The 25,176-nt window shown below is 41.5% G+C and carries 23 protein-coding genes; 8 read left to right on the top strand and 15 right to left on the bottom strand.

Annotated elements, in window-relative coordinates; genetic code table 11:
• The first annotated feature begins 45 nt into the window (after positions 1-45).
• Together GPUN_RS01775 and GPUN_RS01770 are read left to right on the top strand one after the other, a co-directional pair.
• Complete coding sequence (locus tag GPUN_RS01775; RefSeq protein WP_006002828.1) at positions 46-963, top strand: LysR family transcriptional regulator; 918 nt, start codon at positions 46-48, stop codon at positions 961-963.
• Between the two features lie 329 nt (positions 964-1,292).
• On the top strand, positions 1,293-1,874 hold the full coding sequence (locus tag GPUN_RS01770; protein ID WP_006002826.1) for a beta-class carbonic anhydrase: 582 nt from the start codon (positions 1,293-1,295) through the stop codon (positions 1,872-1,874).
• A 339-nt stretch (positions 1,875-2,213) separates the two neighbouring features.
• Here the strand turns inward: GPUN_RS01770 and GPUN_RS01765 are convergent, their stop codons facing one another.
• The 14 genes from GPUN_RS01765 to GPUN_RS01700 all read right to left on the bottom strand — a co-directional run bounded on the left by GPUN_RS01765 (position 2,214) and on the right by GPUN_RS01700 (position 19,736).
• Positions 2,214-3,143 carry a cyclase family protein gene (locus GPUN_RS01765; RefSeq protein ID WP_006002824.1) on the bottom strand — a complete coding sequence of 310 codons (930 nt, stop codon included), beginning with the start codon at positions 3,141-3,143 and terminating at the stop codon, positions 2,214-2,216.
• Between the two features lie 33 nt (positions 3,144-3,176).
• Entirely contained in the window at positions 3,177-4,109 is a 933-nt protein-coding gene (locus tag GPUN_RS01760) for a sugar-binding transcriptional regulator (protein WP_006002822.1), read from the bottom strand.
• 73 nt (positions 4,110-4,182) lie between these two features.
• Positions 4,183-5,076 (bottom strand): hypothetical protein, encoded by an 894-nt coding sequence (locus GPUN_RS01755; RefSeq protein ID WP_006002821.1) that lies wholly within the window; start codon positions 5,074-5,076, stop codon positions 4,183-4,185.
• A gap of 61 nt (positions 5,077-5,137) precedes the next feature.
• Positions 5,138-7,558 (bottom strand): TonB-dependent receptor plug domain-containing protein, encoded by a 2,421-nt coding sequence (locus GPUN_RS01750; RefSeq protein WP_006002819.1) that lies wholly within the window; start codon positions 7,556-7,558, stop codon positions 5,138-5,140.
• Between the two features lie 187 nt (positions 7,559-7,745).
• Complete coding sequence (locus GPUN_RS01745; RefSeq protein WP_006002817.1) at positions 7,746-8,957, bottom strand: NupC/NupG family nucleoside CNT transporter; 1,212 nt, start codon at positions 8,955-8,957, stop codon at positions 7,746-7,748.
• Between the two features lie 40 nt (positions 8,958-8,997).
• Positions 8,998-10,152 carry a RuBisCO large subunit C-terminal-like domain-containing protein gene (locus GPUN_RS01740; RefSeq protein WP_006002816.1) on the bottom strand — a complete coding sequence of 385 codons (1,155 nt, stop codon included), beginning with the start codon at positions 10,150-10,152 and terminating at the stop codon, positions 8,998-9,000.
• Positions 10,149-11,156: a transketolase family protein gene (locus tag GPUN_RS01735; protein WP_006002815.1), complete on the bottom strand. Its 1,008-nt coding sequence runs from the start codon at positions 11,154-11,156 to the stop codon at positions 10,149-10,151. Before GPUN_RS01735 ends, GPUN_RS01740 begins: the two co-directional genes overlap by 4 nt.
• Positions 11,156-12,079, bottom strand: a complete 924-nt coding sequence (locus tag GPUN_RS01730) for a transketolase (RefSeq protein WP_006002814.1) — start codon at positions 12,077-12,079, stop codon at positions 11,156-11,158. The genes GPUN_RS01735 and GPUN_RS01730 overlap by 1 nt, the downstream gene beginning before the upstream one ends.
• A gap of 2 nt (positions 12,080-12,081) precedes the next feature.
• Complete coding sequence (mtnA, locus tag GPUN_RS01725; protein WP_006002813.1) at positions 12,082-13,134, bottom strand: S-methyl-5-thioribose-1-phosphate isomerase; 1,053 nt, start codon at positions 13,132-13,134, stop codon at positions 12,082-12,084.
• 2 nt (positions 13,135-13,136) lie between these two features.
• The gene (locus GPUN_RS01720; protein ID WP_006002812.1) at positions 13,137-14,489 is read right to left on the bottom strand and encodes an amidohydrolase family protein; all 1,353 of its coding nucleotides are present in this window, start codon (positions 14,487-14,489) and stop codon (positions 13,137-13,139) included.
• Positions 14,476-15,330, bottom strand: a complete 855-nt coding sequence (locus GPUN_RS01715) for a purine-nucleoside phosphorylase (protein ID WP_006002811.1) — start codon at positions 15,328-15,330, stop codon at positions 14,476-14,478. Before GPUN_RS01715 ends, GPUN_RS01720 begins: the two co-directional genes overlap by 14 nt.
• Before the next feature lie 675 nt (positions 15,331-16,005).
• Positions 16,006-18,282 carry a TonB-dependent receptor gene (locus GPUN_RS01710; RefSeq protein ID WP_040520040.1) on the bottom strand — a complete coding sequence of 759 codons (2,277 nt, stop codon included), beginning with the start codon at positions 18,280-18,282 and terminating at the stop codon, positions 16,006-16,008.
• A 390-nt stretch (positions 18,283-18,672) separates the two neighbouring features.
• The gene (locus tag GPUN_RS01705; RefSeq protein ID WP_006002808.1) at positions 18,673-18,903 is read right to left on the bottom strand and encodes a hypothetical protein; all 231 of its coding nucleotides are present in this window, start codon (positions 18,901-18,903) and stop codon (positions 18,673-18,675) included.
• A gap of 356 nt (positions 18,904-19,259) precedes the next feature.
• Positions 19,260-19,736, bottom strand: coding sequence for an Lrp/AsnC family transcriptional regulator (locus tag GPUN_RS01700; RefSeq protein ID WP_006002806.1), 477 nt, complete (start codon positions 19,734-19,736; stop codon positions 19,260-19,262).
• A 159-nt stretch (positions 19,737-19,895) separates the two neighbouring features.
• Here GPUN_RS01700 and GPUN_RS01695 point away from each other — a divergent pair, with 159 nt between their 5' ends.
• The 4 genes from GPUN_RS01695 (at position 19,896) to GPUN_RS01680 (ending at position 23,717) form a co-directional block, all read left to right on the top strand.
• Positions 19,896-21,332, top strand: a complete 1,437-nt coding sequence (locus tag GPUN_RS01695) for an aldehyde dehydrogenase family protein (RefSeq protein WP_006002803.1) — start codon at positions 19,896-19,898, stop codon at positions 21,330-21,332.
• A 55-nt stretch (positions 21,333-21,387) separates the two neighbouring features.
• Positions 21,388-22,452 carry a homoserine dehydrogenase gene (locus tag GPUN_RS01690; RefSeq protein WP_006002801.1) on the top strand — a complete coding sequence of 355 codons (1,065 nt, stop codon included), beginning with the start codon at positions 21,388-21,390 and terminating at the stop codon, positions 22,450-22,452.
• Positions 22,453-22,629: 177 nt separating this feature from the next.
• Positions 22,630-23,121, top strand: coding sequence for an amidohydrolase family protein (locus tag GPUN_RS01685; RefSeq protein WP_006002798.1), 492 nt, complete (start codon positions 22,630-22,632; stop codon positions 23,119-23,121).
• Between the two features lie 5 nt (positions 23,122-23,126).
• Positions 23,127-23,717, top strand: a complete 591-nt coding sequence (locus GPUN_RS01680; protein WP_040520008.1) for a class I SAM-dependent methyltransferase — start codon at positions 23,127-23,129, stop codon at positions 23,715-23,717.
• 105 nt (positions 23,718-23,822) lie between these two features.
• Here the strand turns inward: GPUN_RS01680 and GPUN_RS01675 are convergent, their stop codons facing one another.
• Complete coding sequence (locus tag GPUN_RS01675; RefSeq protein WP_006002794.1) at positions 23,823-24,008, bottom strand: MerR family transcriptional regulator; 186 nt, start codon at positions 24,006-24,008, stop codon at positions 23,823-23,825.
• 149 nt (positions 24,009-24,157) lie between these two features.
• Between GPUN_RS01675 and GPUN_RS01670 the strand changes: the two genes are divergently transcribed.
• The gene (locus GPUN_RS01670; protein WP_006002792.1) at positions 24,158-24,502 is read left to right on the top strand and encodes a DUF3703 domain-containing protein; all 345 of its coding nucleotides are present in this window, start codon (positions 24,158-24,160) and stop codon (positions 24,500-24,502) included.
• Positions 24,483-25,176 (top strand): cation diffusion facilitator family transporter (locus GPUN_RS01665; RefSeq protein ID WP_040520007.1); only part of this gene is annotated, 694 nt, incomplete at its 3' end. The genes GPUN_RS01670 and GPUN_RS01665, both read left to right, overlap by 20 nt.

Here is a 25,176-nt window from a genome sequence, read left to right as displayed (position 1 = left end):
CAGTCTACACTGGCAAGATGGGTGTACTGATGTTAAGGAGGTATTATGAGCGATAAATTTGCAAGTATGGCTGCATTTGTAAAGACGGTTGATGAAAAAGGCTTTTCGGCTGCGGCGCGCCAACTAGACCTTGCCACATCGAGCGTGACGCGCTTAGTCGATAAACTAGAAAAACAGCTAGGGACAAAGCTTCTAAATCGCTCCACTAGAAAAGTAACCTTAACCAGTGCAGGGGAAATTTTTTATCATCAAGCCATAATCATACTTCGCCAATTGGCCCTAGCAGAAGAAAATATACGTGATTTAGATACCAAGCCAAGAGGAAAGCTGCATATTGCCATGCCAACCGCATTAGGTAGGTTAAGGATCATGCCCATAATTAATCAATTTATGCATCGCTTTGCTAACATTCATATTGTTGTTCATTTAAGTGACGATGAAGTAGATATTCAAAGCATGGATGTAGATATTGCAATTAGAATAGGCCCGCTGCCGTCGATTACAAGCTTAATTGTAACTAAAATATCATCGCATTCTAGGTATGTGGTAGGCGCAAAAAGTTATTTCGATAAGGCAGGTAGACCCTCCCACCCAGAGGAACTAAACCAACATAAGTGTTTACTTTTTGCTTACAATAATGGGGTTAAAAATTGGAATTTTACGCCTAAATTAGCCAGTGAATCAGAAGTGTTTACCTGTTCACCGCAGCCTAATATGGTGGCAAATAATTCTGAAGTATTGCTAGAGGCAGTCAAAGATGGCTTGGGTATTGCTCTGCTCCCTGACTGGCTGGTTGAGAACGAGTTGTCGATAGGCACAATCGAATCGGTGTTGAACGACTTTGATAGCAATCCTCATTCAAACGAGGTAAATGTGTACGCGATATTTCCTGAAAATAGGAGAACCATGAAAAAAGTGAGACTGTTTATTGATTTTTTAAAAGAGAATTATCGGCTTAAATAGGGAAGGGAAACTGCTGGGGTGCTTTGTGTTTACGCACTTGATATTATGGAATAAGACAGCAAACTTATTTGTCTACAGTTACACAGATTTTGTTACAGCCTCCTTTATTTTTTCAAAATAGCTCTATCGCATAAATTACAGCGATTCAGTTACCGCTGAATTCATTACCGTTCGATCGCTAGTGTAAGATTGCTTAGTACAAAAAGCAATGAGATATTGCGCGACAATCTAAACGACGTCGATAACTTTTCCGTACTATACATTTAAGTTTAGACAATCGCCGTTTTGTAAAAAGCTAAAACATTGCGGCAAACCATAGGATAATTATAATGAGTAAAATAGTCGAAGAAGTAAAGTCAGCGAATGCTGAGTACGTAGCAAATTTTGCTGATAAAGGTGATTTGCCGATGCCGCCTAGCAGACAGTTTGCTATTTTGACATGCATGGATGCGAGATTAGACCCAGCTAAATATGCAGGCCTAGCGGAAGGTGATGCGCATGTTATTAGAAATGCAGGCGGAAGAGCAAGCGATGATGCCATTCGTTCGCTAGTCATATCTTACAAATTACTAGGTACAAAAGAATGGTTTGTCATTCACCATACTGATTGCGGAATGGAAACATTTACGGATGAAATAATGGGAGACTTACTATCGAGTAGTTTAAACACATCAAGCGTTGATGCCTCTGGTTGGCATGATAGCAATCCTGGTGGTGGAACAACTGACGGTAAGTACATCAACTGGCTAACTATAAGTGTTCAAGAAAAAAGTGTCTTAGAAGATGTTCAGCGGATCAGAGCTAACTCGATGGTGCCAAGCGAGATACCGATTTATGGTTATATCTATGACTGTAAAACTGGAAACTTAGTTGAAGTTCCTGAGGCTACGGAAGCAGGGAAGGCAAATTAAAATATTTAGCATTACTATGCATGGTAACTGACTGTATTTTGACATCCGTGGCAAAACCATGTGTGGGATATTACTTTTCTCAATAGTAGACCTATCCAGCTAGATAATAGCGTGTTGGTGCAAAGGGGACTTACCTTTGGTGTATTTTTCGAAAATACGATAAGTAATCTCAACAGTGTTAATGTTAACGAGAAAACTAATCGAGATTTTCATATACTTTTACATAAATACGCATCTATTTCTTTGTGCGTTAAATTTTATTGTTAAAGCGCTGAGGTCCACATAAGTTTTGAGTATCATCTTTCAAGCAGTGCGTCCGAATCAATTAGACGATGTTACTTATTCCTTTATTGGCGTGGGACGCATAATACCAAATTCATCTCGTGCTAATGGGTGTGTTTGCGTCATTAAAGGAGCGCCAGGCACTTCATCAATACTCACGCCATAAGACCAGCTTGGTGGCGCCACCGCAATATATCTCGCGAATCCGCCGGTGCCACCTAAGGGTTTTGCAAAACCTATGATAATTAGTGCGCCTTTTTCAGGCACCATATGTAAGTTTGCGACGCCCTCAGCCTGAGCAAAGTTATTATGCAGCAGCCAGTGCTCACCTTCTAAATTAGGGGTTGTATCGGTGTCTAATGGCTCGTGTCCATGAAACAAAATACCTCTTTCATTATGCAAAAACTTTAACGCTTCTAAGCCAACGCCCGGGAATGGCTTTTGATTGAAGCGCTCAATTTCTTTCCACCGCTTAGACCAGTCAGAACGCACCATCACAACCGAGCCTTTGGGAATGATGCCATGTTTGTCTTCCCAATCAAGTACGTCTTGAACTTGAAGGTGATAACCCTCGTCTTTTTTGACTTTATCTACCACATTAATCACCACTAATGGTCGCATCGCGTATGTAGGAGGAATGTCGCTAATGGTCGCACCCATAGGATTCCAATGCGCGGGTGGATCCAGTTGAGTGCCGTATTGGTCGGTTGGAATAGTGTAAGCGGTTGCCACGAAACCGTGATCGGCATAGGTAAACTCTTCACCAATACTAATGAAGCCTGGCATTTCTTGACCCGCGACAGCCCCCGAAACAGTAGCAGTGCCAAAGCCAGGCCACACTGCTTGTTTAACTTCAAATGGATGCGTTAAATCGATGTATTTGGCATACACAAATGAATCTTCATAAATTGTCCATAAGTCCTTTTCTTTGACCTCGGTACAGGCCGATAGACTGAGTAAAACAAAAACGCTGATGATACATTTCATATTCATTCCTAATATAAATTCACATAATTATGTTTATTTTAAGATTGCTTCTGCTAGCGGTACGTCCACTATCAAGGTATTCAAAACCCCGCAGCGTAACACGCTTTTAACGGAATTTGCTTTTTCAGCACCCGCAGCAACCCCAATAAGGTTATTAATATTTTTCATGACTTTTACATCAACTGTTACCATACGGTTTTTCCAAGGAGTATCTAGCTCGACGCCATGAGCGGTAAAATAATGTGATAGCACCTCGCCAACGGCACCGTTAGTATGCACTTCTGCCATTTCTTCATCACTAATATATCTATGTTTAACCAGTGCCGACTGCCTTGTTGTAACACCAATACCAACAATTCCCATGTTACATTTTGAGACCCAATCCATTGTTTGCGCTACTGAAGCGTCGCTAAGCAGAGCGTCGCGCAATTCTTTATTTTTTAATAGTATTGGTACCGGTAAGGTTTCAACAGGTACTTCAAGTATAGATCCTAAACCAATCGATATATGTTGGGCGCTTGATTTACCTAGGCCGCCTAAATAGCCTCCAAGCTGTACGATGCGCTCGGGGGAGTATTTGCCTTTAGACATATAGTCGTTTAGGTAGCTTAAAGTGCTGCTCCATCCCACGCCTAAAATGTGCTTGCTTTTTAAATGCTTTTTTAAATACTCTGCAGTGGCCTTTGCGCACGCCTTTTTAGGATCTTCATTGTCACTGTCAACGACCACTAACTGATTAATGCCATAAATGGAATACTTTGCATAAATTAGGTTCTCTAGCTCTATGTTATGCGGCAATTTACGTGTTAGTTTAATCTCAACATACCCGGCATCAAGAGCTCGCTTAAGCATTCTAATAATAGTGGGGCGAGATAGGCCAAACTGCTTGGCAATTTGATCTTGGGTAAGTCCGTTCAAATAATATAGTGATGCTGCTTTTAATACCTGCGCTTCACTGTTATTCATAGGCCGTTCTCTCTTTTACGAAATAGTATACATGATCCCAACCTGAGTCATCCATTTTAAGCGCGGCCAATAGTTAAGAGTTATTACTAATATACTGCTGTATGTCGCGCTTGACTCGCGCTTTAAAAGACATGATTTCTGGACTTACCAGACCATCTCGCAAATATTTTGTGTACTGTTCGCCAGCTGGATTGATGGCCCAATCATTGTGCGGGAAAAAAACCGATACCGGCTGTTTTGAAATATTCAGTGTAATATTTTTATTAGAAATATCATTTAACCAAGCAGCTAAATATTGCACGGCATCTGCTTTTTTATTCGCATTATACGGTGGTGAGAAAGTAGAAAATATGCGTGTGCCTTTATAAAAAGTATATCCTAAGTCATCAGTTGTGTTGAGCTGTCCAATCATTAGACCAAAAAACAAGCCAATGTTTTCATTAGTGAAAAATGTTTTGGTGCCCGCATCTTGTATATTCAAAGACACTAAGTCTACCCAATCTTCTCCTGCTGCTTGGTCACAGATGACTAAAGTGCTGTCTTGCGAAAATACGTAGCCAATATTGGCGGCTATTTCGATAAGGGTGGTATAACCCGCTTGAGAAGTGACCGAGGTATGCAGCACCATGGAAGGAATAGTTTTGCCCTCATAACCACCTAATACGGCTTCTTGGCGATTAATCCTTATGCCATTTGATTTACCCAAAGACGTCTTAGCAATGGCCATTGCCTCGTCTTTAAATAAGCCGATTAACGCTAACTTTTCTTGCTTGTCAAACTCACTTAAGGCTGCCAACACCGAAGCGCCTGTGCTGATCGTCGACTTAGGATGCGGATACACAGCGTACATTATTTCACACTTTGCTATTTCGGCTTGGCTATCGCTATTTGAAGTGTTCGCCGCACAGCCGCCAAGTAACATGAGCGAGGCCATAATCCCGAGCAATATTTTTTTTGGTAAATTCATATAAAAGCCTTTTAAAAGCGGTGTCTTTAACCTACCTTTGTTTAAGACACCTAAATAGAGACTAGAAACGATAGGTAGACCGTAAATACACGAATCTGCCGTTTACACCAACGGGTGAGACGCTCGCGTCATAGGGTAAATTGCCAAAATAGCTTATATCAAAAATCGATTTATCAGGATATTCATCGAATAAATTGCTGATACCAAGCGCGACAGACAAGTTGCTAGTTAGCGCATATTGAGTGTCTATATCAATTACCCATTCGTCACCATATACTTGGGTTGGTTCAGAGCCACCGCCAAAATCGAATACTCGTTTAGTTTCGCCAAAATTGGTTGCTCGAGTCATAATAGATAGCGCATCCTTGCTCCACGTTGCTGTCAGAATCAATTTATCTTTAGGCGCTGCGGTCTCAAAGGTATTGGTTTCCTCAATGCCAAAGATGTTTCTGTCGGGCGCATTTACCACGTCGGTATCGGTTTGATTGTACGCGGCAGAAAGATCCCAATTACTGATCTGGTATGAAGCGACTATATCAAAACCACTTGTTTCGGTATCTATAATATTAGTGAAGAAGTTAATTGATGATATATCAGGAATATTGGCTACATTAATACCTTCTGACAAGGCAATACGGTCATCAATATCGATTTCATAATAGTCAAAGGTTAAGCTAAATTGCTCATAATTATACAAAATACCAAAACTGCGATTAAAAGACTCTTCAGCCTCAAGGGGCTTGGCGCCGTTGTCAATCGCGACTTGATTCGATACTGGTAAATTTAATGAGCGAACAAGAGCTCCACCGTCACCAAAAACTGAGCCACCGCCGGCAAAAAATGATTGCTGTAAAGAGGGGGCTCTAAAGCCTGTACTTATTGCAGCGCGCAGGGCCAAGTTATCAGTAAGTTCAGCTCGGGCGGCCACCTTTACGTTTAATGTATCGCCAAAATCGCTATAGTCTTCATAGCGTATAGCGGCAGAAAGGTTGACTGCATCTGTTATTTTAAAATCAGTGTCAACAAATACTGAAATTGCGTTTCTATTTTCATCAACCGTATCTACTGGCTGAAGCCCAGGGCCCGCTTGTGAACCGATTGGCGCACCAATTATAGGACCAGCTTGATAGGACGCAGGGTCGCCCGCTTTGGTTTTATAAAACTCTTTTCTATATTCTATGCCGGCAGTTAGGTATACCGTTGTATTAGCGATATCAAAATCATTGCTAGCTTCGACGTTTGCTACCGCTTGCGAATATTCATATTCTGCGCGATTAAAACGAGTAGGGCTTGACTCTCCAAGTGAAGGGTTTAATGAGTTTTTAACATCGTCGTCGTATGTGTTAGAGCCATACACAAGACTAGAATCGAGTAACCAATCGCCAAAGTATGTGGTAACGCCGCCGGCTAATGAGAAGTCAGATACTCGTGCGACACTGACAGGACGGTAACCGTTCGGATATATCGATTGAATATTATTTTCTGAAACGGGATATCTAAAGAAGTTTGAGCCTTCAGCATCTCGGTCTGAATAAGTACCAAATCCGTACAGTTCTGTTTTTGAACTAAGCGTAAATCCTGCGTTAAAAGCAAGGTTTAAGTCGCTAGACTCACCGTCACCTACTGTAAAATTGCGCTTTCCGGCTAATGCGTCATTGGGCGCAGCTTCAGGCGTACCGCTAGGTGGAATGGGGGCAATAAATTCAGCAAAACCTATTGTGGGCAACTGGTCAAAACCTGCGCGATTAGTGGCCGAACGGTTTCTAAACTCACCGCTTAAATTAATAAAGCCATTGCCTAGACTAAGGCCTTTATTGAATGACAAAATTGCGGTGTTACCGTCGGTAATATCTTCATCAATAGGCTTAAGGTTGGTCATGTGTGCGCCATAAGTTACGCTTACACTACCTTCACTTTCGGAGTCCTTTAATACAATATTAATTACGCCGGCAATTGCGTCAGATCCATACTGGGCAGCAGCACCATCTCTTAGCACTTCTATTCTGGCGATGGCGCTAGTGGGAATGTTATTGAAATCAACCGCCGCAGCGCCTTTACCTAATTTGGTGTCGGCGGCTACAACGGCGTTGCTGTGCCTTCTTTTACCATTCACCAAAACAAGTATTTGGTCTGGGTTTAATCCGCGCAACTGAGCTGCTCGAACAATATCACTGTTGCCAGAGTTTGATTGTCTGGGCATATTAAAAGACGGTATGTTGGCTTGCAACAGCATCCCAATTTCACTGCCAAGCGTGCCCGATTGCTCTAGCTGCTCTGCAGTGATTATATCAACCGGTACTAAGCTATCTTGTAAGCTTCTACCCGGCACACGACTGCCGACTATGGATATCTCTTCAATTGCGCTGTTTTCTGCCACTGCATTTTGTGCTATAGCGTTTGTCTGTTGTGCACCAGCGCCTAAAGTAAGCGCAGATAGCGATAGAGCAACAATGATTTTGTTTTTATTAAATACCTTGGTCATGGTGTGTTCCTTTATAAGTAAAAGTTATACTGGATGCTGCCCGTAAATGTTCATAGTCTTTACATAAGTATCACAAGCGTATTGCTTAATCAACTGTGGCGCATACAAAACGGACTAACTTGAAACTTAGCAAATAAAAATTAATGCTCAGTTTTATTTCTGCGTGTGCGCCTTTGTGCACGCCGCGTTAAATTGTTAAAAATAAGCCGGCTAAAGCCGCGCTCATTAGGTTTGCTAGGGTTGCCGCTAATACCGCTTTTAATCCGAGATTTGATATATCGGCTCGTCGCGAGGGCGCCATGGTGCCAAGCCCGCCGAGTAAGATAGCTAACGAGCCCAAATTAGCAAAGCCACACAAAGCAAAAGTCGCAATGATTCTTGAATGCTCACTCAGGTCAGACATACCTTGAAGGCTAATAAACGCAACAAATTCATTTACAACGAGTTTTTCGCCAAGCAGCTGCCCAACTGCTAAGCTTTCTGACCATGGGACACCTATCGCATATGCCAATGGCGAAAATATATAGGCTAAAATAACTTGCAGACTCAGCTGCGGATAGCCCGCAAGGGAGCCAAGATAGCCAAATAAACCATTTACCATGGCGATTAATGCAACGAATGCAATTAGCAGCGCTGCGATACTGGCCGCCAGCTTTAAACCTGCTAATGCACCGTTAGTGATGGCTTCAAATATACTAGAAGGCTGATCTTCTTGCTGCTCAGAAAAGTCATTATGTTTTGAGTCTACAGGCGTTTCATTTTCGGGAAAGATGATTTTTGCCATAAGCAGCCCCCCTGGCGCCGCCATAAAGCTGGCGGCTACAAGATGCTTAACCTCAATTCCAAGGCTTGCATAACCCGCCAGCATGGCGCCAGCGGTTGAGGCTAAACCACCCACCATCACCGCAAAAAGCTCTGACTTGGTCATGGTTTTAATATAGGGTTTCACTACTAAAGGGGCTTCAGTTAATCCAACAAAAATATTCCCCGCGGCCGATACCGATTCAGTTTTGCTGGTGCCTAGCAGTTTCGAAATTCCGCCCCCCAGCACAGCAATCACGCGCGGCATTATTTTTAAGTAGTAAAGAACGGAAATAAGCGCGGAGAAAAAGATGATCACCGCCAGCACATTAAGAGCAACCACAAAGCCCACTTTTTGCCGAGCCAAATCGCCAAATACAAACTCCACGCCAACATTGCCATAAGAGATGACGTGAGTTACGCCCTGCGACAGTGCTTGCAAGGCGTTTTTTCCAAGATCAGAATAAAATACCAGCGCGGCAATGCCCGCCTGCAGCAAAAATGCGACCCCTATGGTTTTAAGGTTTATGGCCCGGCGGTTGCTCGAGCACAAAATAGCAATGCCTATGAGCAAAACTACGCCTACTAAACTATTCATATTAAAGCCTTAACATTAAGGAGTGAACGCTTAATAACGATTATAAAGCCGCAGTTTGTTGTAAAACAAGTCGCTTCAACTCTTTACAATTAGATGCGATGTCGGGTCCCGATTGATGTAAGGCGCCGCCAATAAGAAACATAATGTCTTTACCGTAAACGTCAATCATTTTTGGCACACTTTTGAAGTTCATGCCCCCCCCCGGCGAGGCGATAATTCGCTTAATATGCCCCATATCACAACTAGCGCCCTGTACGATCGATTCACATTGCTCAACGCTGAATGCAAAGCGTCCACCGAAATTAGGGTAAATACTGGTATCGGCGCCTGCTAGGCGCATTAATTGACCAAATAAAAAATAATGCGAATAGCCCGATTGCGGGCTCGAAACCCAACTACCCAACATAGAAGGATGCCCTAAAATGGGCAAATTAATGTCATCATCATCGGCAATGCACCGCATGGTATCAAAACCACTGATACCCGGCATAACTAAAAAGCCACCTACACCTTGCTCTTTGGCCCAGCGAGCGTCGTCGAAGATTTGATTGGCTGGCGAGTTTAAGGTTGGTGTATAGCGGCAGTTCATACCGGTTTCAGCATTCGCGCGATTAACCGCCTCAACGCAAAGCTTTACTCTTTCTCGAAACGGCGAAAAAGGTTGATTAAAAATGCCGTGATCGTCTTTGATTAAATGAATCCCGCCCTTTGCAAATTCATAAGCTTGCGCAGCTAGGGCTTGATTAGATAAACCCATCGGTTTTAGGGCAGTGCAAAACAAAGGCTGCTCTGGCTCATCGCATAGCGTGCGCAAGCCATCAATACCAAAGCGTGGACCCTTGAAAAGTTTGGTGAAGCTTTCGGGCAACAATACCTCGACTATTTTGATATTCGATTGCAAACTGGTATTGCCGAACATGACATTTAAAAAGCCGTTTAAACTATGGCCTGTAACTTCCAAAGCGTAACTAATTTTGGCTTCCCAAATGTTTTCGCTAACGCTGTCAAAATGGACTATTTGACCAAAAACATGTCGGCGAATATCGTCGTTACTTATCAAATCCGCGGGAAATTCGATGGTTTGTTCAATGCACACCGCTTCTGCGCGCCGTTGCGCCTCGTCTTTACTTCCTACAATATGATAGATAACTACAAAGCGCTGGCCCGACATGGCTACTGAAGTGTGCTTAATCATAGCGCTTCAACCTTTGAACTGGCGTTCATATCATCTATTCTCGCCTGTTCTAAATCTGACTTTTCAATCGATAAATTGCGCTTGAGAAGTTTTTCAACGCCGCGCACTAGAGCAATAGCATCTAATTCATATTCTTCCATGAGGAAGTTTTTAGACGCACCGTGTGCGTAAGTATCTTTGAGTCCGAGCCTTAGCAAAGGTCTATGGATGGCGTTATCGGCTATTACTTCGGCTACAGCAGAGCCCAAACCACCCACAATGCTGTGATTTTCCATGGTAATCACGCCATATTTTGCGCGATTTATTGCTTCCACAACGAGTGGATCTGTAAACGGTTTTAAGGTTGATATATGTAAATGATTAACTGAAACGCCTTTGCTTTTAAGTACGTTTACCGCCCTAAGCGCCTCTTCAGTAATGATACTTGAAGTCAACACAGTAATATCGTCGCCGGTGCTTAGCACCCGTGCTTTGTTAAACTGCATAGGCTCATCTTTAGGGAAAAGTCTTGGCATGTCACCTCGTAACAAACGCACGTATACAGGGCCGTCAACGGCTTGCGCTATATCTAATACGGATTCAACCTCGGTTGCATCCCCCGTATCAAAGATTGTCATATTTGGGGTAGCCCGCATAATCGCAACGTCTTCTATCGCTTGGTGCGTAACCCCGCCTGGCGTGACAATACCCGGCAGAAACGCCATCATCCTAACTTTCAAATTTGGATAAGCAATTGACATAGCAAGTTGATCATAAGGACGGCGATAAATAAATACCGCAAAGGTATGAATGAAAGGCGTGAAGCCTTCTCGGGCAAGACCAGCGGCCATGCCCATCATGTTTTGTTCAGCCATGCCCATCGGAAAAAATCGCTCTGGGTAGGTTTCTCTCCATTTGCCAACTTCACACGAATTCGATAAGTCTGCAGTCAGGACAAGCACTTCAGGTTTATCTTTACACCAATCAATGAAATTTTGCACATGTGGTCGAGATACTAAGTTCATTACTGTGGCTCCTTGAGCATCTTGTCGTAAGCTTGTTGAAAAGAAAATTTCTCGTTTTCAGACGAAAAACGTAAATAATGCAGAGTGGGGCGCTTTGTATTCAAAAGACTGACGCCGCGGGTTGGATCGGTAATAGCCAAAATAAACAGGGGTTTTCCTTGCGTATCCATGTTGGCGAGTCTATCAAAGGCTTCCATGTCGTGTCCGTCTACTTCCTCGGCATGGGCACCAAAGGCATTAAGCTTGTTTTGCAATGATCTAAGTGACATCACACTTTCTATGGGGCCATCACATTGTTGTCCATTTACGTCTACAATGACTTTAATTGAATCAAGCTTGTAGTGCGCCAGCGTTTGCACCGCCTCCCACGTTTGACCCTCTTGAAACTCACCATCAGACATCATGACCCATGTGTTGCCGGTTTCTTGTTTTATTCTGCGACCAATCGCGATGCCGCCAGCAACACTCAGGGCTTGCGCTAATGAGCCCGAGGTTATTTCGGCGCCGGGACTATGTTCAGCGCTAATAAGCTCGACCGTACTGCCGTCTTTGTTGAAGTCGTTGAGCCCTTCAGGTGCCATTCTTTTTGCTTCAATAAGCGCCACATATAATACTAAGGCGTAGTGGGCAGGAGAAAAAATAAATCGGTCTAAGTGAGGCAGTTTTTCGCCGTTATAATCAGAGCCTGAATAATACGGTTTGCCTTGCGATGGCACGCAGTCAAATGGGTCGGGGACCATGGGCGCTATTGACGGTCCTAAATTCATGCCCTTGCAGTAAAGATAAGCAAATATTTCTGCCGATGAACAAATTTGGCTTAAGTAACCGCCGTTATTTTGCATTACATAATCAAACCCGCGCAGCCTAATTTTGGCAGCAACCGATTTTGCATCCTCTAGCCAGTTTAACTCTTGCTTAGCCATATTTACGCTTCCTTCAATTTTTGTAGATTTTCTTGGAACGGGGGATACACGATGCCTTTTTCAGTAATAATGGCGCTAATGTATTCAGCCGGCGTTACATCAAAAGCGGGGTTGTATACTAAGACCCCTTCAGGCGCAATTTGAGCGCCATCAATATTGGTGACTTCGTCGCCGTCTCTTTGTTCTATTTCAATATCGCTGCGACACAAAGTATTCAGATCGATAGTCGATAAAGGAGCCGCTACAAAAAAAGGCACCTTATGCGCTTTCGCCACAATGGCTAAGTTACAGGTGCCAATCTTGTTCGCAACGTCACCGTTTGCGGCAACGCGGTCGCAGCCAACAATACATAAGTCAACTTTGTTGTTTGACATAACGCTAGACGAAGCGCCATCCACGATTAAATAGTGCTTTATGCCAAGCTGTTTAAGCTCCCATGAAGTTAATTTAGCACCCTGCAAGCGCGGCCGCGTTTCGTCAACAAATACAGTGGTTGCTAGGCCTTGTTCATGGGCCATTCTGATAACGCCCAGCGCCGTTCCGTAGTCAACCGTGGCCAGCGAGCCAGTATTGCAATGATGTATAAAGGTCACTGCATTCTTAGGCATAAGCTGCATCGCGTGCTGAGCAATTTTTTTGTTTATTTGAATGTCTTGCTCGGCCAACTGCTGCGCCGCCGATAATAAGCCTGCCTTGTACTGTGTTTGCGTCTCAAATTTCGATACCGGCGCAAGGCGTTTCATTTCATCTAATGCCCAAAATAAATTCACCGCAGTAGGTCGTGTGGCCCGCAGCAGGACATCCGCTTTTTCAATGAGATCAGCAAGCTCGCTTATATCAGCGGCCTTCACTCTAAACGATTCAACAACTAAGCCATAAGCCGCAGTCACGCCTATTAAGGGAGCACCTCTTACCACCATATTTTTTATGGCAGTTGCAATGTCGCCAGCACTTGTATAATCGTTATAAACCACTTTTGCCGGTAGTACCGACTGATCAAGCAGGCGCAGAGTCTTGTTAGCATCAATCCATTCAATACTTGTATAATTTTTCATGCTTAACCTTGTGCGGGTGTTGAAATGTTTGAATAAATAGCTGTTTTAATTTCGTGCATTTTTTTCGAAACTTCATGTAGGTTTAAATTGACTAACCTTCTATTGTTAACCACTACTTTGCCGTTCACCACCACTGAATGTACATCGTCTGGTCGTGCACTATAAACGAGGTGTGAATAGACATCGTAGATTGGCTGAGCATGTGGTTTATTGCATTGTACAACAATAATGTCGGCTAGCATTCCTGGAGCTAACTGGCCAATTTTATCAGACACCGAAAGTGTGTTGGCACCGTATCGCGTAGCCATTTTAACGACTTCTTTAGCAGGCAAAGCAAGCGCGTCGTTATTGCTGTTTTTTTGTAACAGGCTAGCTAAACGCATTGCCATCCATGGGTTTAGATCGTTACTTGAAGAAGGACCGTCGGTACCTAAACTAACAGTTATCGACTCGTTCAAATAGTCGCATACCGGCGCTGTACCTGACGCTAATTTCATGTTCGAAGCGGGGCAATGGGCAACTTTTGTATTGCGCATTAAAAGCGTGTCGCGATCTTCTTTTGAAACGTGTACGCCATGGGCTATCCACGTTTTTTCATTTAGCAATCCAGCGGATTCTAATACTTGAATCGGCGTTTTACCGGTGATTTTTTTTACGGTATCCATCTCAAATTCAGCTTCGCTGGCGTGAATATGCACGGCCACATCATGCTTTTTTGCCAGTGCCGCGAGTGCCGCTAAATGTTCTTCGCTCACGGTATAGGTGGCGTGAGGACATAAAATGGGCGTTACTAAATCATCATTCTTATATGTTGCTATAAAGTTTTCAGCACGCTCTATACGTGTGTCCCATTGACTAATATGATCGGCACCGAGGAAATCGACGAATACTTCACCTGCAAATAGCCTTATGCCAATCTGTTTGGCACATTGCGCGGTGGATTCAGGAAACCAATACATATCGGCGCAGCAGGTCACGCCTGCCAATAACATCTCAGCAAAGCCAAGGTTTGCGCCCACGGCAACGCTCTCGGGGGTAATATAATGGGTTTCAGCCGCCCATACCTTGTCCAGAAATGACCCTAGATCAGTGTCATCGGCAAGTCCTCTAAACAAGGTCATGGCAACATGAGTATGAGTATTAATAAGTCCAGGCATTACAATAGATTCAGCTACGTCAAGGAGTTCTTTAGGTTTATATTTATTGATGATCGTGTTTTTAGTGCCAATTTCTACGATTTTGCCTTGTTTTACCACAACAGCGGCGTCTTCAAGCACCTGCTCTTCGTTGTTCATTGTGACCACATGCGAACCGCAAATAATCAGATCACAATCTAAGCGCTCATCCTTTTTCATGACTTAATCTCCCCAACAATGTTTCTATCAGTTTTTTAAGCTTAGGAACAATGGCAACCACGTTTTCCCAAACCTCTTCTTCGCTGGTAATATGAGTGTCTTCAACATTGTGCACAGCCATATTTGTAATAGAGCTCAAAGCGAGTACTTTAATCCCCGCATTTCGCGCTGCAATCACTTCTGGAACAGTCGACATCCCCGTTGCATCTACGCCCAATAGATTTAAAAAGCGTATTTCTGCCGGTGTTTCAAAGCTCGGACCCACTAAGTAAGAATATACGCCCTCGTGAAGTGGCATTTTTATTTTAACTGCAACCGCCTTAATAAGCTGTCTTAGCTCTGCATCGTAGCAATTATTTAGGGAGGTAAATCGAGAGCCAAAGTCTGCGTTATGACTGCCCCTTGTTGGGTCGAGACCTGTCATTCCGGGCATATTAACATGGTCTTTTATGACCATAATATCTCCGACTTTAAAGCCTTTGTTCACGCCGCCTGCGGCGTTTGTTAGCACAAGATTTTTAATACCTAACTGTTTCATAACATAAACAGGAAACGCAACGTCTTGCGGCGTATAGCCTTCGTAGGTATGCACGCGTCCTTGCATTAACACCAGCGGCACACCCGATAAGTAGCCAAAGCATAAACGCCCTTTGTGGCTTGGCGCACTTGATACTGGGAAATGGGGGATATCTTTATATTCGATGTAAAAAAAGTCGTCTAAAGCGTCGGCTAATTCGCCAAGGCCTGAGCCAAGAATTAAACCGCACATGGGCTTAATATTGGTGCGCGCCTGAATATACGCTTGGGCCTCATTGATTTTTGCTAATTGCTCTTTTTTCATGCGTTACAAATGTAAAATAGATGAACATTTGAAATACACTAGCATATTCTTTTACTTATGCAATAGAAAATTTACTTGTTTACTTCTCACTATGTGAGGATAAGCTTCATATTGCTAGGTCTTTAGCAAGTGAATTAGGAGCTGCGTGAGCATTTAATATGATGTTCTTCGCTTAATAGGAAAATTCTCGGCGCAAGAAAAAAACTGTAGATTTATGCCAAACGGTACGATCCAAAACGTTTCTTAGTTAGATCGTAATAACGATGATATTGTTGATGAAGAAGAATAGTTAAGCGAGCAGTTTGGCAGCCTTATTTGGAGTTAGAATAAGGCTGCCGATGTGGTCAATATAAATGAAAACTAATGTGATAAGCCTGAAAATACCCCATTTTTCTGTTGTGCAAGCAATCCCTCTGAAATATGGCAGCTATGGCAGCAAGTCACTGAAAATGGCCAGCAGGTTACGTATTATCTGCAAAGCTCCTCAGTCATGTTAAACACACAGGATACCCGATCATTCGCTAACGCTGCATTTAGTGAAGGTAAAATAATTCAACTGCAAAAGATCTTTTAAGTCTTAAGCAATCATTACTGTTCCCAAAAAGCTGTTACAGAAAAAGCTTGCGCAAAAGAGGTTTTTGTTTTCTAAAGCAATACTAGCTTTACATCATCTTATTAAAAGAACCTTACTTTAAACTCGGCTCCCACGTAGCGCTCTTCATTAACAAGCGCGGTATTGTTATTAAAGTCAACCGCACCAATGGCTTGTTGCTCGTCAAATAAGTTACGTACAAAGGCCGATACTTCATATTCTTTATCGCCTTGAGCCCATAAATAACCGGCACGTAAGCCGCTCTCAAGCAATGCTTTACCTTCAAACTCTATCGATTCATAAAGGAACAGGTTAATTTCACTGCGGTATGAAATATCACCATAAGCAAAAAAGTTACCTTCGCCTAGCGCTTTGCTGTAGCGCAAGGTGGCGTTAGAGATCCATTCAGGCGCATGAGGTAAGCTGTTACCATCGAGCAAAGCAAATGTTTGACCATCTACCAAAGTGGTTGGATTAGTTACTGTACACTGCGCGCAAACGGCAACGGCTAAGCTACTATCATCAAGCTCAGTGTTGTTATAGCTTATATTAAATGTAGCGTTAAGTTCGTCAGTTAATACCCACTCAGAATCTACCTCAAAACCATAACCGATGGTTTTATCAGCATTCAGTAAGCGGTTCGAGTTATCGTTACCACCCACGGCGGTTAACTGCTGATCGTCCATTGTGTAGTAAAAGATACTCACGTTTACCCGACCTTGGCCATTGAGTACGTCTGATTTTATACCCGTTTCGAAAGACGTGACGGTTTCGGTATCGGCAACCGTGACTTCATCGCCAAATACAATGCGTCCTTGTAAGCTTGGCGCCCGAAAGCTATTCGCAACACGGCTATACCAGTTTACATTTCCATTGACTTTATAGGTGGCCGATAAATCCCAACTTACGTGATTGTCGCTAACACTGCGCTGAATTCGTAATGGCGGGGCGCCAAATGGACTTATTTCGCGATCAGCTGAAAAATCCTTTTCATCGTCAGAATAACGTAGGCCGGCAGTTACTTTTAAGGCATCGGTTAAGGTATAGTCAACTGCGCCAAATACTGCCCACGCGGTGGTATCTTGATGCTGAATTGCATAGCCATTTAATTGTCCAGCAGGGCTTGATAATGAGTCGTAGCTAAAGTTTTCAATGGTAAGCTTTTCATCAAAGTAGAATACGCCCACTTGATAGTTCAAGGCATCATCAAAATTACTTAACAAGCGTAGCTCTTGGGTTAATTGATCTTGATCAGGAATACCATCGGCAGTTTCAGATGAGAAGGGAATAAAACCTGGGCCCATAAAGTCAGGTAAAAAAGACGCACCATAGCCACCATCAACGTCCCCATGAGCGAGTATTTCGGCACTTTCCCAAGCAGAGATTGAGGTAACAGTGTAACTCTCAAACTCCCACTCAAGTTTTAGACTTGCGCCCTGCGACTGTCCTTCAATAGAAGCCCTAGCAGCACCATCTTGAAACATAACATCGTGCTCATAGCCATCAACTAAGTCGTTGCTGCCGGCTTTAATCGCATTAGCACGAAATACAATAGGGGTACCGTCTAAGTCACGCGTGTGGTAGTTCAATAAACCGGTGAAATCGTTGCCCTCATACAAAAATTGAATACGTGCGGCTTGCTCGGTGTAACCGCCTAGTTGGTCTTTAGCTTCCAAACCTGGCGCACGATTGTCAATGTAAGGGTCTTTATCTTGCCATAGCAACGACACACGAGTCGAAATGTTATCGCTTAAGGCCCCGCCTACCGCGCCTTCCATATCAATAGCGCCGCGGCTGCCATACGATACCGACGCATAGCCTTCAAATTCTTGGCTCGGCTTAACCGTATCAAATTTAACTAGGCCGGCGGGAGTATTACGACCAAACAGTGTGCCCTGTGGACCGCGCAACACCTCTACACGTGCCACATCAAATACGGGGAAGCCTTTCAGAATGGCATTTTCTTGCACCACATCGTCAATTACTAATGAAACGGGCTGCGAGGCATTTAAATCGAAATCGGAATTGCCTAAACCGCGAATATAAAAACGCGGGAACGCACGGCCGAATGAAGACTCAATGCTTAGGCTGGGAATTTTTGCATTCATGAAGCGAATATCCATTCCTGCTGAGTTATACGCGTTTAGCGCATCGCCTTGCAGCGCCGTTACCGCTATAGGTACTTCTTGCGCGTTCTCTACGCGTTTACGTGCGGTAATTTGAATCACTTCGAGTTGCTTACTTTTGTTGTCTGTTTCTTCTTGTTGTTTTGCTAAAGAAGCAAATGAAGTGCCTGCTACTGCAGAAAATAAGCTTGCATTGATTAGGATCGCCAGGGTAGTTCTTTTCATTAATATCATGTGGTTAGTAACCTTTTTAGTGTAGACTTTTGCAAAGAGTGTTGTGTAGCGCAATATTTTTATTTTGTATTCGTTCAAGGTTTTGTGGCTTGTACTACTGCTGCAAATATTAATTGAGAGCGCAAAAAAACTCAGCATAAAGCTGAGCAAACCAAACTAGTGATAGCACGGCATAGCAAATCTGCGGTAATAAATGAACAAAAATACAATTTTTATTGTGTGGCAATCATATATTCTTAACACAAGATGAATTAAAGCTTCGTTTCAAGCATCCTGCGGCGTTTGTTAGCACAATATTTTAAATACCTAACTGTTTCATAATATAAACAGGAGACCCAAGGTCTTGCGGCGTATAAGCTTCGAAGATATTTACGTGTCCTTGCATTGACACTAACGACATACCTGATAATTAGCCAAAGCATAAACGCCCTTTATGGCTTGGCGCTCTGGGTACTGGGAAATGTGGGATATCTTTGTATTCGATGTAAAAAATTCGTCTAAGGCGCAGGCTAACTCACCAAGGCCTGAGCCAAGAACTAAACCGTACATAGGGCTAATATTGGTGAGTGCTTGAATATACACTTGGGTCTCATTGAGTTTTGCTAACTGCTCTTTTTTCATGTCTTACAAATGTAAAATAGATGAACATTTTTTTTAACATTAGCATATTTTCTTCTTTATGCAATAGAAAATTTACTTGTTTACTTCTCACGATGTGAGGATAGGCTTTAGGTTGCTAAGTCATTAGCGAATTCATTAGGGGCTGCGTGAGCATTCAGTATGGCGTTCTTCGCCAATTTAGATATGCACTAGCCAAACAATTAGAGAGCGAAAGAAATAACCCTTACTTTATAAAGTCCGTAACAACAATATTTAGGCGATGATTCGGTTTTTTATAATCTAAATTGCGCTAATCATTCGCGGCAGTAAATTAATGGCTTATGTCGCCTGTAAGCACTCTAGTTCGACAAAAGCCGCTATGATACATCTACACAATTGAGAGGTAATGCTAAACTGACCTTTGTCCGTCCCATAACAACAGACGTTTTAAAATGTAGAACAGCATTGTCACTAAAAAAGAATAATTGGGTAAACTCTTCAAAGTTTTCCATATCTTTTGCAGTAACAATGAGTACGAAGTCAGCATCGCCGGTGATGTAATAGCACTGCTGTATATTAATGTTGTTTTTCACTTTTATTTTAAAGTAATTAAAACAATCACTATAATTTCTATTTAACTGTACAGATATAATAAAGGTCATTGATTGATTAACACAATTAGGAGAAATTATTGCTACTTCCTGTGAGATGACTCTATTATCTCTCAAACGTTTTAAGCGACGTTTTATGCTTGCTACTGATAATCCAGCTTCTTCAGAAAGTCTTTCTACGCTAGTTTTTGCATTTATTTGCAATAATCTTAATATTTCCAAGTCATGTTTACTTAATTCCATAATTACACTTACTTTCACAGCTCAATAATATAATAGTATCATTGTTTTTAATTAAGTGATTAATAATCTCTGATAAACACAAAAACATGATACATGAGTATTACGATGTCTAGATAGAATGTCTTTAAGTTATTACATAATTAATCGAGGAATTTCTCTATGCCTGCTACACAAAGTCAAATACTGCCAACTAATGAAAATGAAGTCAGCGCACAAGCAAAAATAAAAGTATTAGACCCGCAGGATGGTAGTTTAGTCTCAATGGTTGCAAATAACTCAGTGAGTGAAGTTGAATATATAATTAAAACAGCGGTAATAGGCGCTCAAAAAGCCAAGGAACTTTCTACTAATATGCGAATGTTAGTGCTTAATGAAGTTGCTGATAATTTACAGAATAAGAAAGAACTGTTCGCTCAAATGATTGCACGTGAAGGCATTAAAACAATTAATGAAGCGAGAAAAGAAGTGTCTCGGTCTATAGACACAATTCGAATTAGCGCTGAAGAAGCACGCAGATTAACTGGAGAAACAATTGCGTTTGATCAGGCGCAAGGTTCTGAGAATAGGTTTGGATATTATCGCAGAATCCCTCTGGGTGTAATTGCTGCAATTACACCCTTTAACGATCCATTAAACTTAGTTGCTCATAAAATAGGACCAGCTATAGCCGCAGGAAACTCAGTGATATTGATGCCTCACCATGAGACACCTACTGTAGCAAAAATGCTCGTAGAACTATTCAATAACACAGCTCTACCGCATGGTGTTTTAAACTTGGTTACAGGATATGGAGCAGCTATAGGCGATATTATTGTTTCAGACCCTCGCGTTAATATGATTTCATTTACGGGAGGGAGAAAAGTAGGTGAAAGAATTTTAGGCCTCGCAGGTCTAAAGAAAATATCGATGGAGCTTGGAAGTAATTGCCCTGTAATAATCATGAATGATGCAAATTTAGAGATGGCAATGGAGGCATGTGTCAGTGGTGCTTTTTCAGCAGCAGGTCAAAACTGTTTACATGTTCAAAGAATTTTTATTCAAGATGCACAATTTGAACAATTTGCTAAAGAATTTTGTAATCGAGCAAAAAGTATCTTAATGGGAGACAAACTCTCTGAACATACACAAATGGGTCCTATGATTAATGAAAATGCCGCTCGTAAAGTTGAGTCAATGGTACAGGATGCTATTGAGAAAAACGCTACGTTGCTGTCTGGAGGCAATAGAGAGGGAAACTTTTTTCAGCCTACGGTTTTGTCAAATGTTAGCAATGATTGCTTAATAGCCAAAGAAGAAGTATTTGGTCCAGTCACCGTTTTATATCGATTTTCAGATAAGGCAGAAGCAATAACGCAAGCTAATAATGTAGATTTTGGCTTACAAGCAGGTGTTTTTACTAATAACCTTGCATTAGCTTTTGAAATTGCAGATGCCATTGAATGTGGTGGCGTAATGATAAATGACAGTAGCGACTATCGAATAGATGCAATGCCATTTGGAGGTGTAAAGGGATCGGGTGTTGGGAGAGAAGGCGTTATGAGTGCCATTAAAGAAATGACAGATATAAAAACGTACTGTTTTAATTTACGAAAATAAGGCCATCAAACTATCAGTTAATAAATAAAAAAGTATCGAAAACAGGAAGTATAAAATGAAAAAATACAAATTGGCAATAATCGGTTTCGGTAATGTCGGGCAAGGATTAGCCAAAATAATTCGTGATAAAAACGAATTGTTAAGTAAAAAGTTTGGTATAGAATTGAGTATTGTTGCGGTATGCGACTTATATAAAGGCAGCATTGCAAATAGTAGCGGTTTGGATCCTGAGATTCTATTATCTGATATTGAAAAGTATGGAGATTTAAAAAGTACATCTGCTCCTATCACTGGATGGAATGCTATTGAGATGATTGATAATAGTGGAGCTGATATTCTAATAGAGCTTGCTTTTACCGATCTTAAAACAGGAGAACCTGCGTTAAGCCACGTTAAGCGAGCATTAAATAATGGTATGCATGTTTCTATGACGAATAAAGGACCTGTTGCTTTACATTTTCCTGAACTACATAAATTAGCGTCTAGCAAAAATGTTCAAATAGGCATTGAAGGGACTGTAATGAGTGGAACTCCTTCAATTCACTTGGGCAAGGGAATGTTATTAGCAGCAGGAATTACAAAAATCCAAGGAATTCTTAATGGAACAACAAATTACATATTAGGAGAGATGTCCACAGGAGCTGATTATGAGGTTGCTTTAAAAAAGGCTCAAGAACTTGGGTATGCAGAAGCAGATCCTACAGGTGATGTTGAAGGGCACGATACTGCAGCAAAAGTAGTTATTCTTGGTAATCTTTTAATGGATTTATCCCTTACCTTAGATGATATAGATAGAACAGGCATTAGCCACATAACAAATGTTGATATTTCCAATGCGACCAAGTCTAATAAATATTGGAAATTAATTGGTTCAGTTCAAAAAAGGGACACCGGATTCATCGCATCAGTTAAGCCTGAAATGGTCTCTAGTGATCATCCATTAGCATTTATTAACGGTGCAACAAATGCTATTACTTATTCAACTGAATTATTAGGTGATATTACCTTAATTGGTCCGGGAGCTGGGGGTATGGAGACAGGCTATGCCGTTATTGAAGATATTCTTTCAATACATAGAAGCGCACCTGCGTATAGAGAATATAGACTAAATAGCCAATAGCCACTGTCAAGGTATCGCAGACACCAGTAACTGCATACCTTGGTGAGCTAAGAATTAATAGCTGGATAGCGGACTGATAACATCACCTGAGTATAAAATGGCCTATTTTTTTAAATAAAGTTAGCTCAATTCAATTTTGTTCTGGCTCAGATTAACTGCAATGGAAGTCTATCAACAATGGAATTTGAAAAGTTAGCGACAATTGCGAACAATAAATTTAACCAATCACAAAGTCTTCTTTCTTGTCACACAGAAGTAAATAAATTAGCACTTTGGGAAGGAAATAAACATGGAACAATTTATTGCATTGTTTCTAATCATCAACAAAAAACGATAGAAGAAAAAGATATTGAATTTGACAATGCTGGATTTGGTAGTATAACCTTACACAGTATTTATGCTTCACTAATCGAAAAGAACAGCATGGACCAATCAGATTTTATCGATAAAATTTCATCTCAACCACGAAAAATGGCTAATTTTGAGGCAGACACAAGTATAAATGAAAATAATATTACTGACTTGGCAATTTTCGAGCCTACAATTGAATGGAAATTAGATAAAGAAACAAACCTTTCAAAAAGTGAAAAATCTTCCTTCTTTGGTCAAAAAAAGAAAGGAAAAGCAAGCGGAATTGGCAAGATTAACACACTTACTTTAAATAAATAGACCCCTTGGATAAGAAGAAAAACAATTTTCTAAAAGAATTTTTTAAAGAACGCAAAACCGTTGGAGCTATTCGACCAAGTTCTGAATGTTTGGCAAAAAAAATGTTGAAAAATGTAAACTTTAAAAATTCAGATGTTATAGTCGAATTTGGTCCTGGTACGGGTGTTTTTACGCGTCGGATAATTGAAGAAATGAATCCAAATGCGAGTTTATATATTTTCGAATTACATAGTCCTTTTTATGTCAAGTTGCAAAAGGAATTCGAAAATGATGAGAGAATTCAAGTGATTAATGACAGTGCAGCAAATGTGAGAAAATATTTAAAGGCTGACGGTAAAGAATTTGCCGATGTCATTATTTCCTCTTTGCCATTGACAAATTTCGATCAAAAATTAACAATGCGCATACTGAAGTCTGCTGAAATTGCATTAAAACCAGAAGGGAAATATATTCAGTTTCAGTACTCTTTAAATGCAAGGAAATTGCTAATTAAGATCTTCAGTTCAATTTCTATACAATTCACAGCGAATAATTTACCACCAGCTTTTGTATATACATGCAAAAAAATAAGCCTGATTTCTCAGACGAATTTATAACTTTCATTAGTAGTAGTGTTAATATCTAAAATCTAGACGCAGACCCATTTATTGAGCTTGCTTTAAATTGTTTTAATATTTACGTTTATTTAGCAGCTTATTCAGTCAGATTTTCAAAACACCGCAGTCTTTTATTTTACCATCACCATCATCATCACACGTACTCGACATTTCCAGTAAGGTCACTTTTAATGCGTTTAACTCTTCAATCCGAGCGCTTACTTCTGCAAGATGCTCGTTGATAGTATCGAATTGTTTGTATTGAACAGCCAGTTTTTTTTGAATACGCATCAATTTTCACAAAGGCCCCATTAAGCTATTGACTCTACATTCAATATATAGACTTCATAATCTTCCTATTCAATTGCAATACGAGAGCTCAATATGCGTGGATGTGGTTGCAAGGTACAAATTAATGATGCTTTGCAAAAGACAGTATTATGATTGAAGACAAGCTAAACCCAGCTTCACAGGCGCAGTTGCGCCGTGAATACAATAAAAGCTTTGCTTTACTTGAAGATGCTCATGTTATCGGGCAGCAGTCGACATATTTTCATTCGCTTGTGCATCTTAAAATGTTGCGACATGGACTCTCAATGCGTAATTACAAAGAAGTCATGTGGCAACTATGTAGACTTATCGACGCGTTCACTAAAACGGCGATAGGACTCATTCCCACAGGCAATACCGGTGGAGCCAACGTCAATCGGTTTAGACAGATGCCTATATCAGAAAAAAACAAAGAGACTATAGCGAGAATTAAACATGCACAGTCACGACCATAGCCATCACGCAAGTGGCGATAATGCATCGAAACGCATTGGATGGGCGTTTTTTCTTAATGTTGCCTTCACTATAATTGAATTTATTGGGGGCTGGCTAACAAACAGTACCGCCATCATGGCCGATGCCGTACATGATTTAGGCGATAGTTTGTCTATTGGCACCGCATGGATACTTAATAAACTCGGCGATAAAGAGGCTAACAATACCTTCTCTTATGGCTATAAACGCTTTTCATTGCTAGGTGCGTTGATTAACGGCTTAGTGCTCACGGTAGGTTCTGTGTGGATATTATTTGAAGCTATTCCTCGACTCACTGAACCCCAAATGCCACACGCTGAAGGCATGTTGCTGTTGTCCATATTCGGAATGGCGGTAAATGGGTTTGCTGCCTACAAATTAAGCGATGGTGATTCTTTGAATGAACGTGTTCTTAACTGGCACTTACTTGAAGATGTGCTTGGTTGGGTGGCCGTTTTTATTGTATCGATAGTTTTGATGTTTAAACCATGGCCTATACTAGACCCTATATTATCCATCGGATTTACCTTGTTTATCTTATTTAATGTTGTCCGCAATTTGAAAGAGACACTCTTGCTGTTTTTGCAAGCGACACCCGATAGAGAGCAAGTTGAGAAAGTGCGCAGCGTATTACTATCAAAATCAGAGGTAGACT

The organism is Glaciecola punicea ACAM 611, from assembly GCF_000252165.1.
GTDB classification, from domain to species: Bacteria; Pseudomonadota; Gammaproteobacteria; order Enterobacterales; family Alteromonadaceae; genus Glaciecola; species Glaciecola punicea.
Note: the sequence above shows the minus strand (reverse complement) of the source record. Positions and strands in the feature narration are given on the sequence as shown.

What these genes read in the sequence shown, in the direction of transcription:
- GPUN_RS01670 (WP_006002792.1), top strand. Translation starts at nt 24,158, where the DNA reads ATGATTGAAGACAAGCTAAACCCAGCTTCACAGGCGCAGTTGCGCCGT.
- GPUN_RS01740 (WP_006002816.1), bottom strand. Translation starts at nt 10,152, where the DNA reads ATGATTAAGCACACTTCAGTAGCCATGTCGGGCCAGCGCTTTGTAGTT.
- GPUN_RS01755 (WP_006002821.1), bottom strand. Translation starts at nt 5,076, where the DNA reads ATGAATTTACCAAAAAAAATATTGCTCGGGATTATGGCCTCGCTCATG.
- GPUN_RS01760 (WP_006002822.1), bottom strand. Translation starts at nt 4,109, where the DNA reads ATGAATAACAGTGAAGCGCAGGTATTAAAAGCAGCATCACTATATTAT.
- GPUN_RS01705 (WP_006002808.1), bottom strand. Translation starts at nt 18,903, where the DNA reads ATGAAAAAAGAGCAGTTAGCAAAACTCAATGAGACCCAAGTGTATATT.
- GPUN_RS01710 (WP_040520040.1), bottom strand. Translation starts at nt 18,282, where the DNA reads ATGATATTAATGAAAAGAACTACCCTGGCGATCCTAATCAATGCAAGC.
- mtnA (WP_006002813.1), bottom strand. Translation starts at nt 13,134, where the DNA reads ATGAAAAATTATACAAGTATTGAATGGATTGATGCTAACAAGACTCTG.
- GPUN_RS01770 (WP_006002826.1), top strand. Translation starts at nt 1,293, where the DNA reads ATGAGTAAAATAGTCGAAGAAGTAAAGTCAGCGAATGCTGAGTACGTA.
- GPUN_RS01775 (WP_006002828.1), top strand. Translation starts at nt 46, where the DNA reads ATGAGCGATAAATTTGCAAGTATGGCTGCATTTGTAAAGACGGTTGAT.
- GPUN_RS01690 (WP_006002801.1), top strand. Translation starts at nt 21,388, where the DNA reads ATGAAAAAATACAAATTGGCAATAATCGGTTTCGGTAATGTCGGGCAA.
- GPUN_RS01720 (WP_006002812.1), bottom strand. Translation starts at nt 14,489, where the DNA reads ATGAAAAAGGATGAGCGCTTAGATTGTGATCTGATTATTTGCGGTTCG.
- GPUN_RS01695 (WP_006002803.1), top strand. Translation starts at nt 19,896, where the DNA reads ATGCCTGCTACACAAAGTCAAATACTGCCAACTAATGAAAATGAAGTC.
- GPUN_RS01715 (WP_006002811.1), bottom strand. Translation starts at nt 15,330, where the DNA reads ATGAAAAAAGAGCAATTAGCAAAAATCAATGAGGCCCAAGCGTATATT.
- GPUN_RS01735 (WP_006002815.1), bottom strand. Translation starts at nt 11,156, where the DNA reads ATGAACTTAGTATCTCGACCACATGTGCAAAATTTCATTGATTGGTGT.
- GPUN_RS01750 (WP_006002819.1), bottom strand. Translation starts at nt 7,558, where the DNA reads ATGACCAAGGTATTTAATAAAAACAAAATCATTGTTGCTCTATCGCTA.
- GPUN_RS01675 (WP_006002794.1), bottom strand. Translation starts at nt 24,008, where the DNA reads ATGCGTATTCAAAAAAAACTGGCTGTTCAATACAAACAATTCGATACT.
- GPUN_RS01730 (WP_006002814.1), bottom strand. Translation starts at nt 12,079, where the DNA reads ATGGCTAAGCAAGAGTTAAACTGGCTAGAGGATGCAAAATCGGTTGCT.
- GPUN_RS01700 (WP_006002806.1), bottom strand. Translation starts at nt 19,736, where the DNA reads ATGGAATTAAGTAAACATGACTTGGAAATATTAAGATTATTGCAAATA.
- GPUN_RS01765 (WP_006002824.1), bottom strand. Translation starts at nt 3,143, where the DNA reads ATGAAATGTATCATCAGCGTTTTTGTTTTACTCAGTCTATCGGCCTGT.
- GPUN_RS01685 (WP_006002798.1), top strand. Translation starts at nt 22,630, where the DNA reads ATGGAATTTGAAAAGTTAGCGACAATTGCGAACAATAAATTTAACCAA.
- GPUN_RS01745 (WP_006002817.1), bottom strand. Translation starts at nt 8,957, where the DNA reads ATGAATAGTTTAGTAGGCGTAGTTTTGCTCATAGGCATTGCTATTTTG.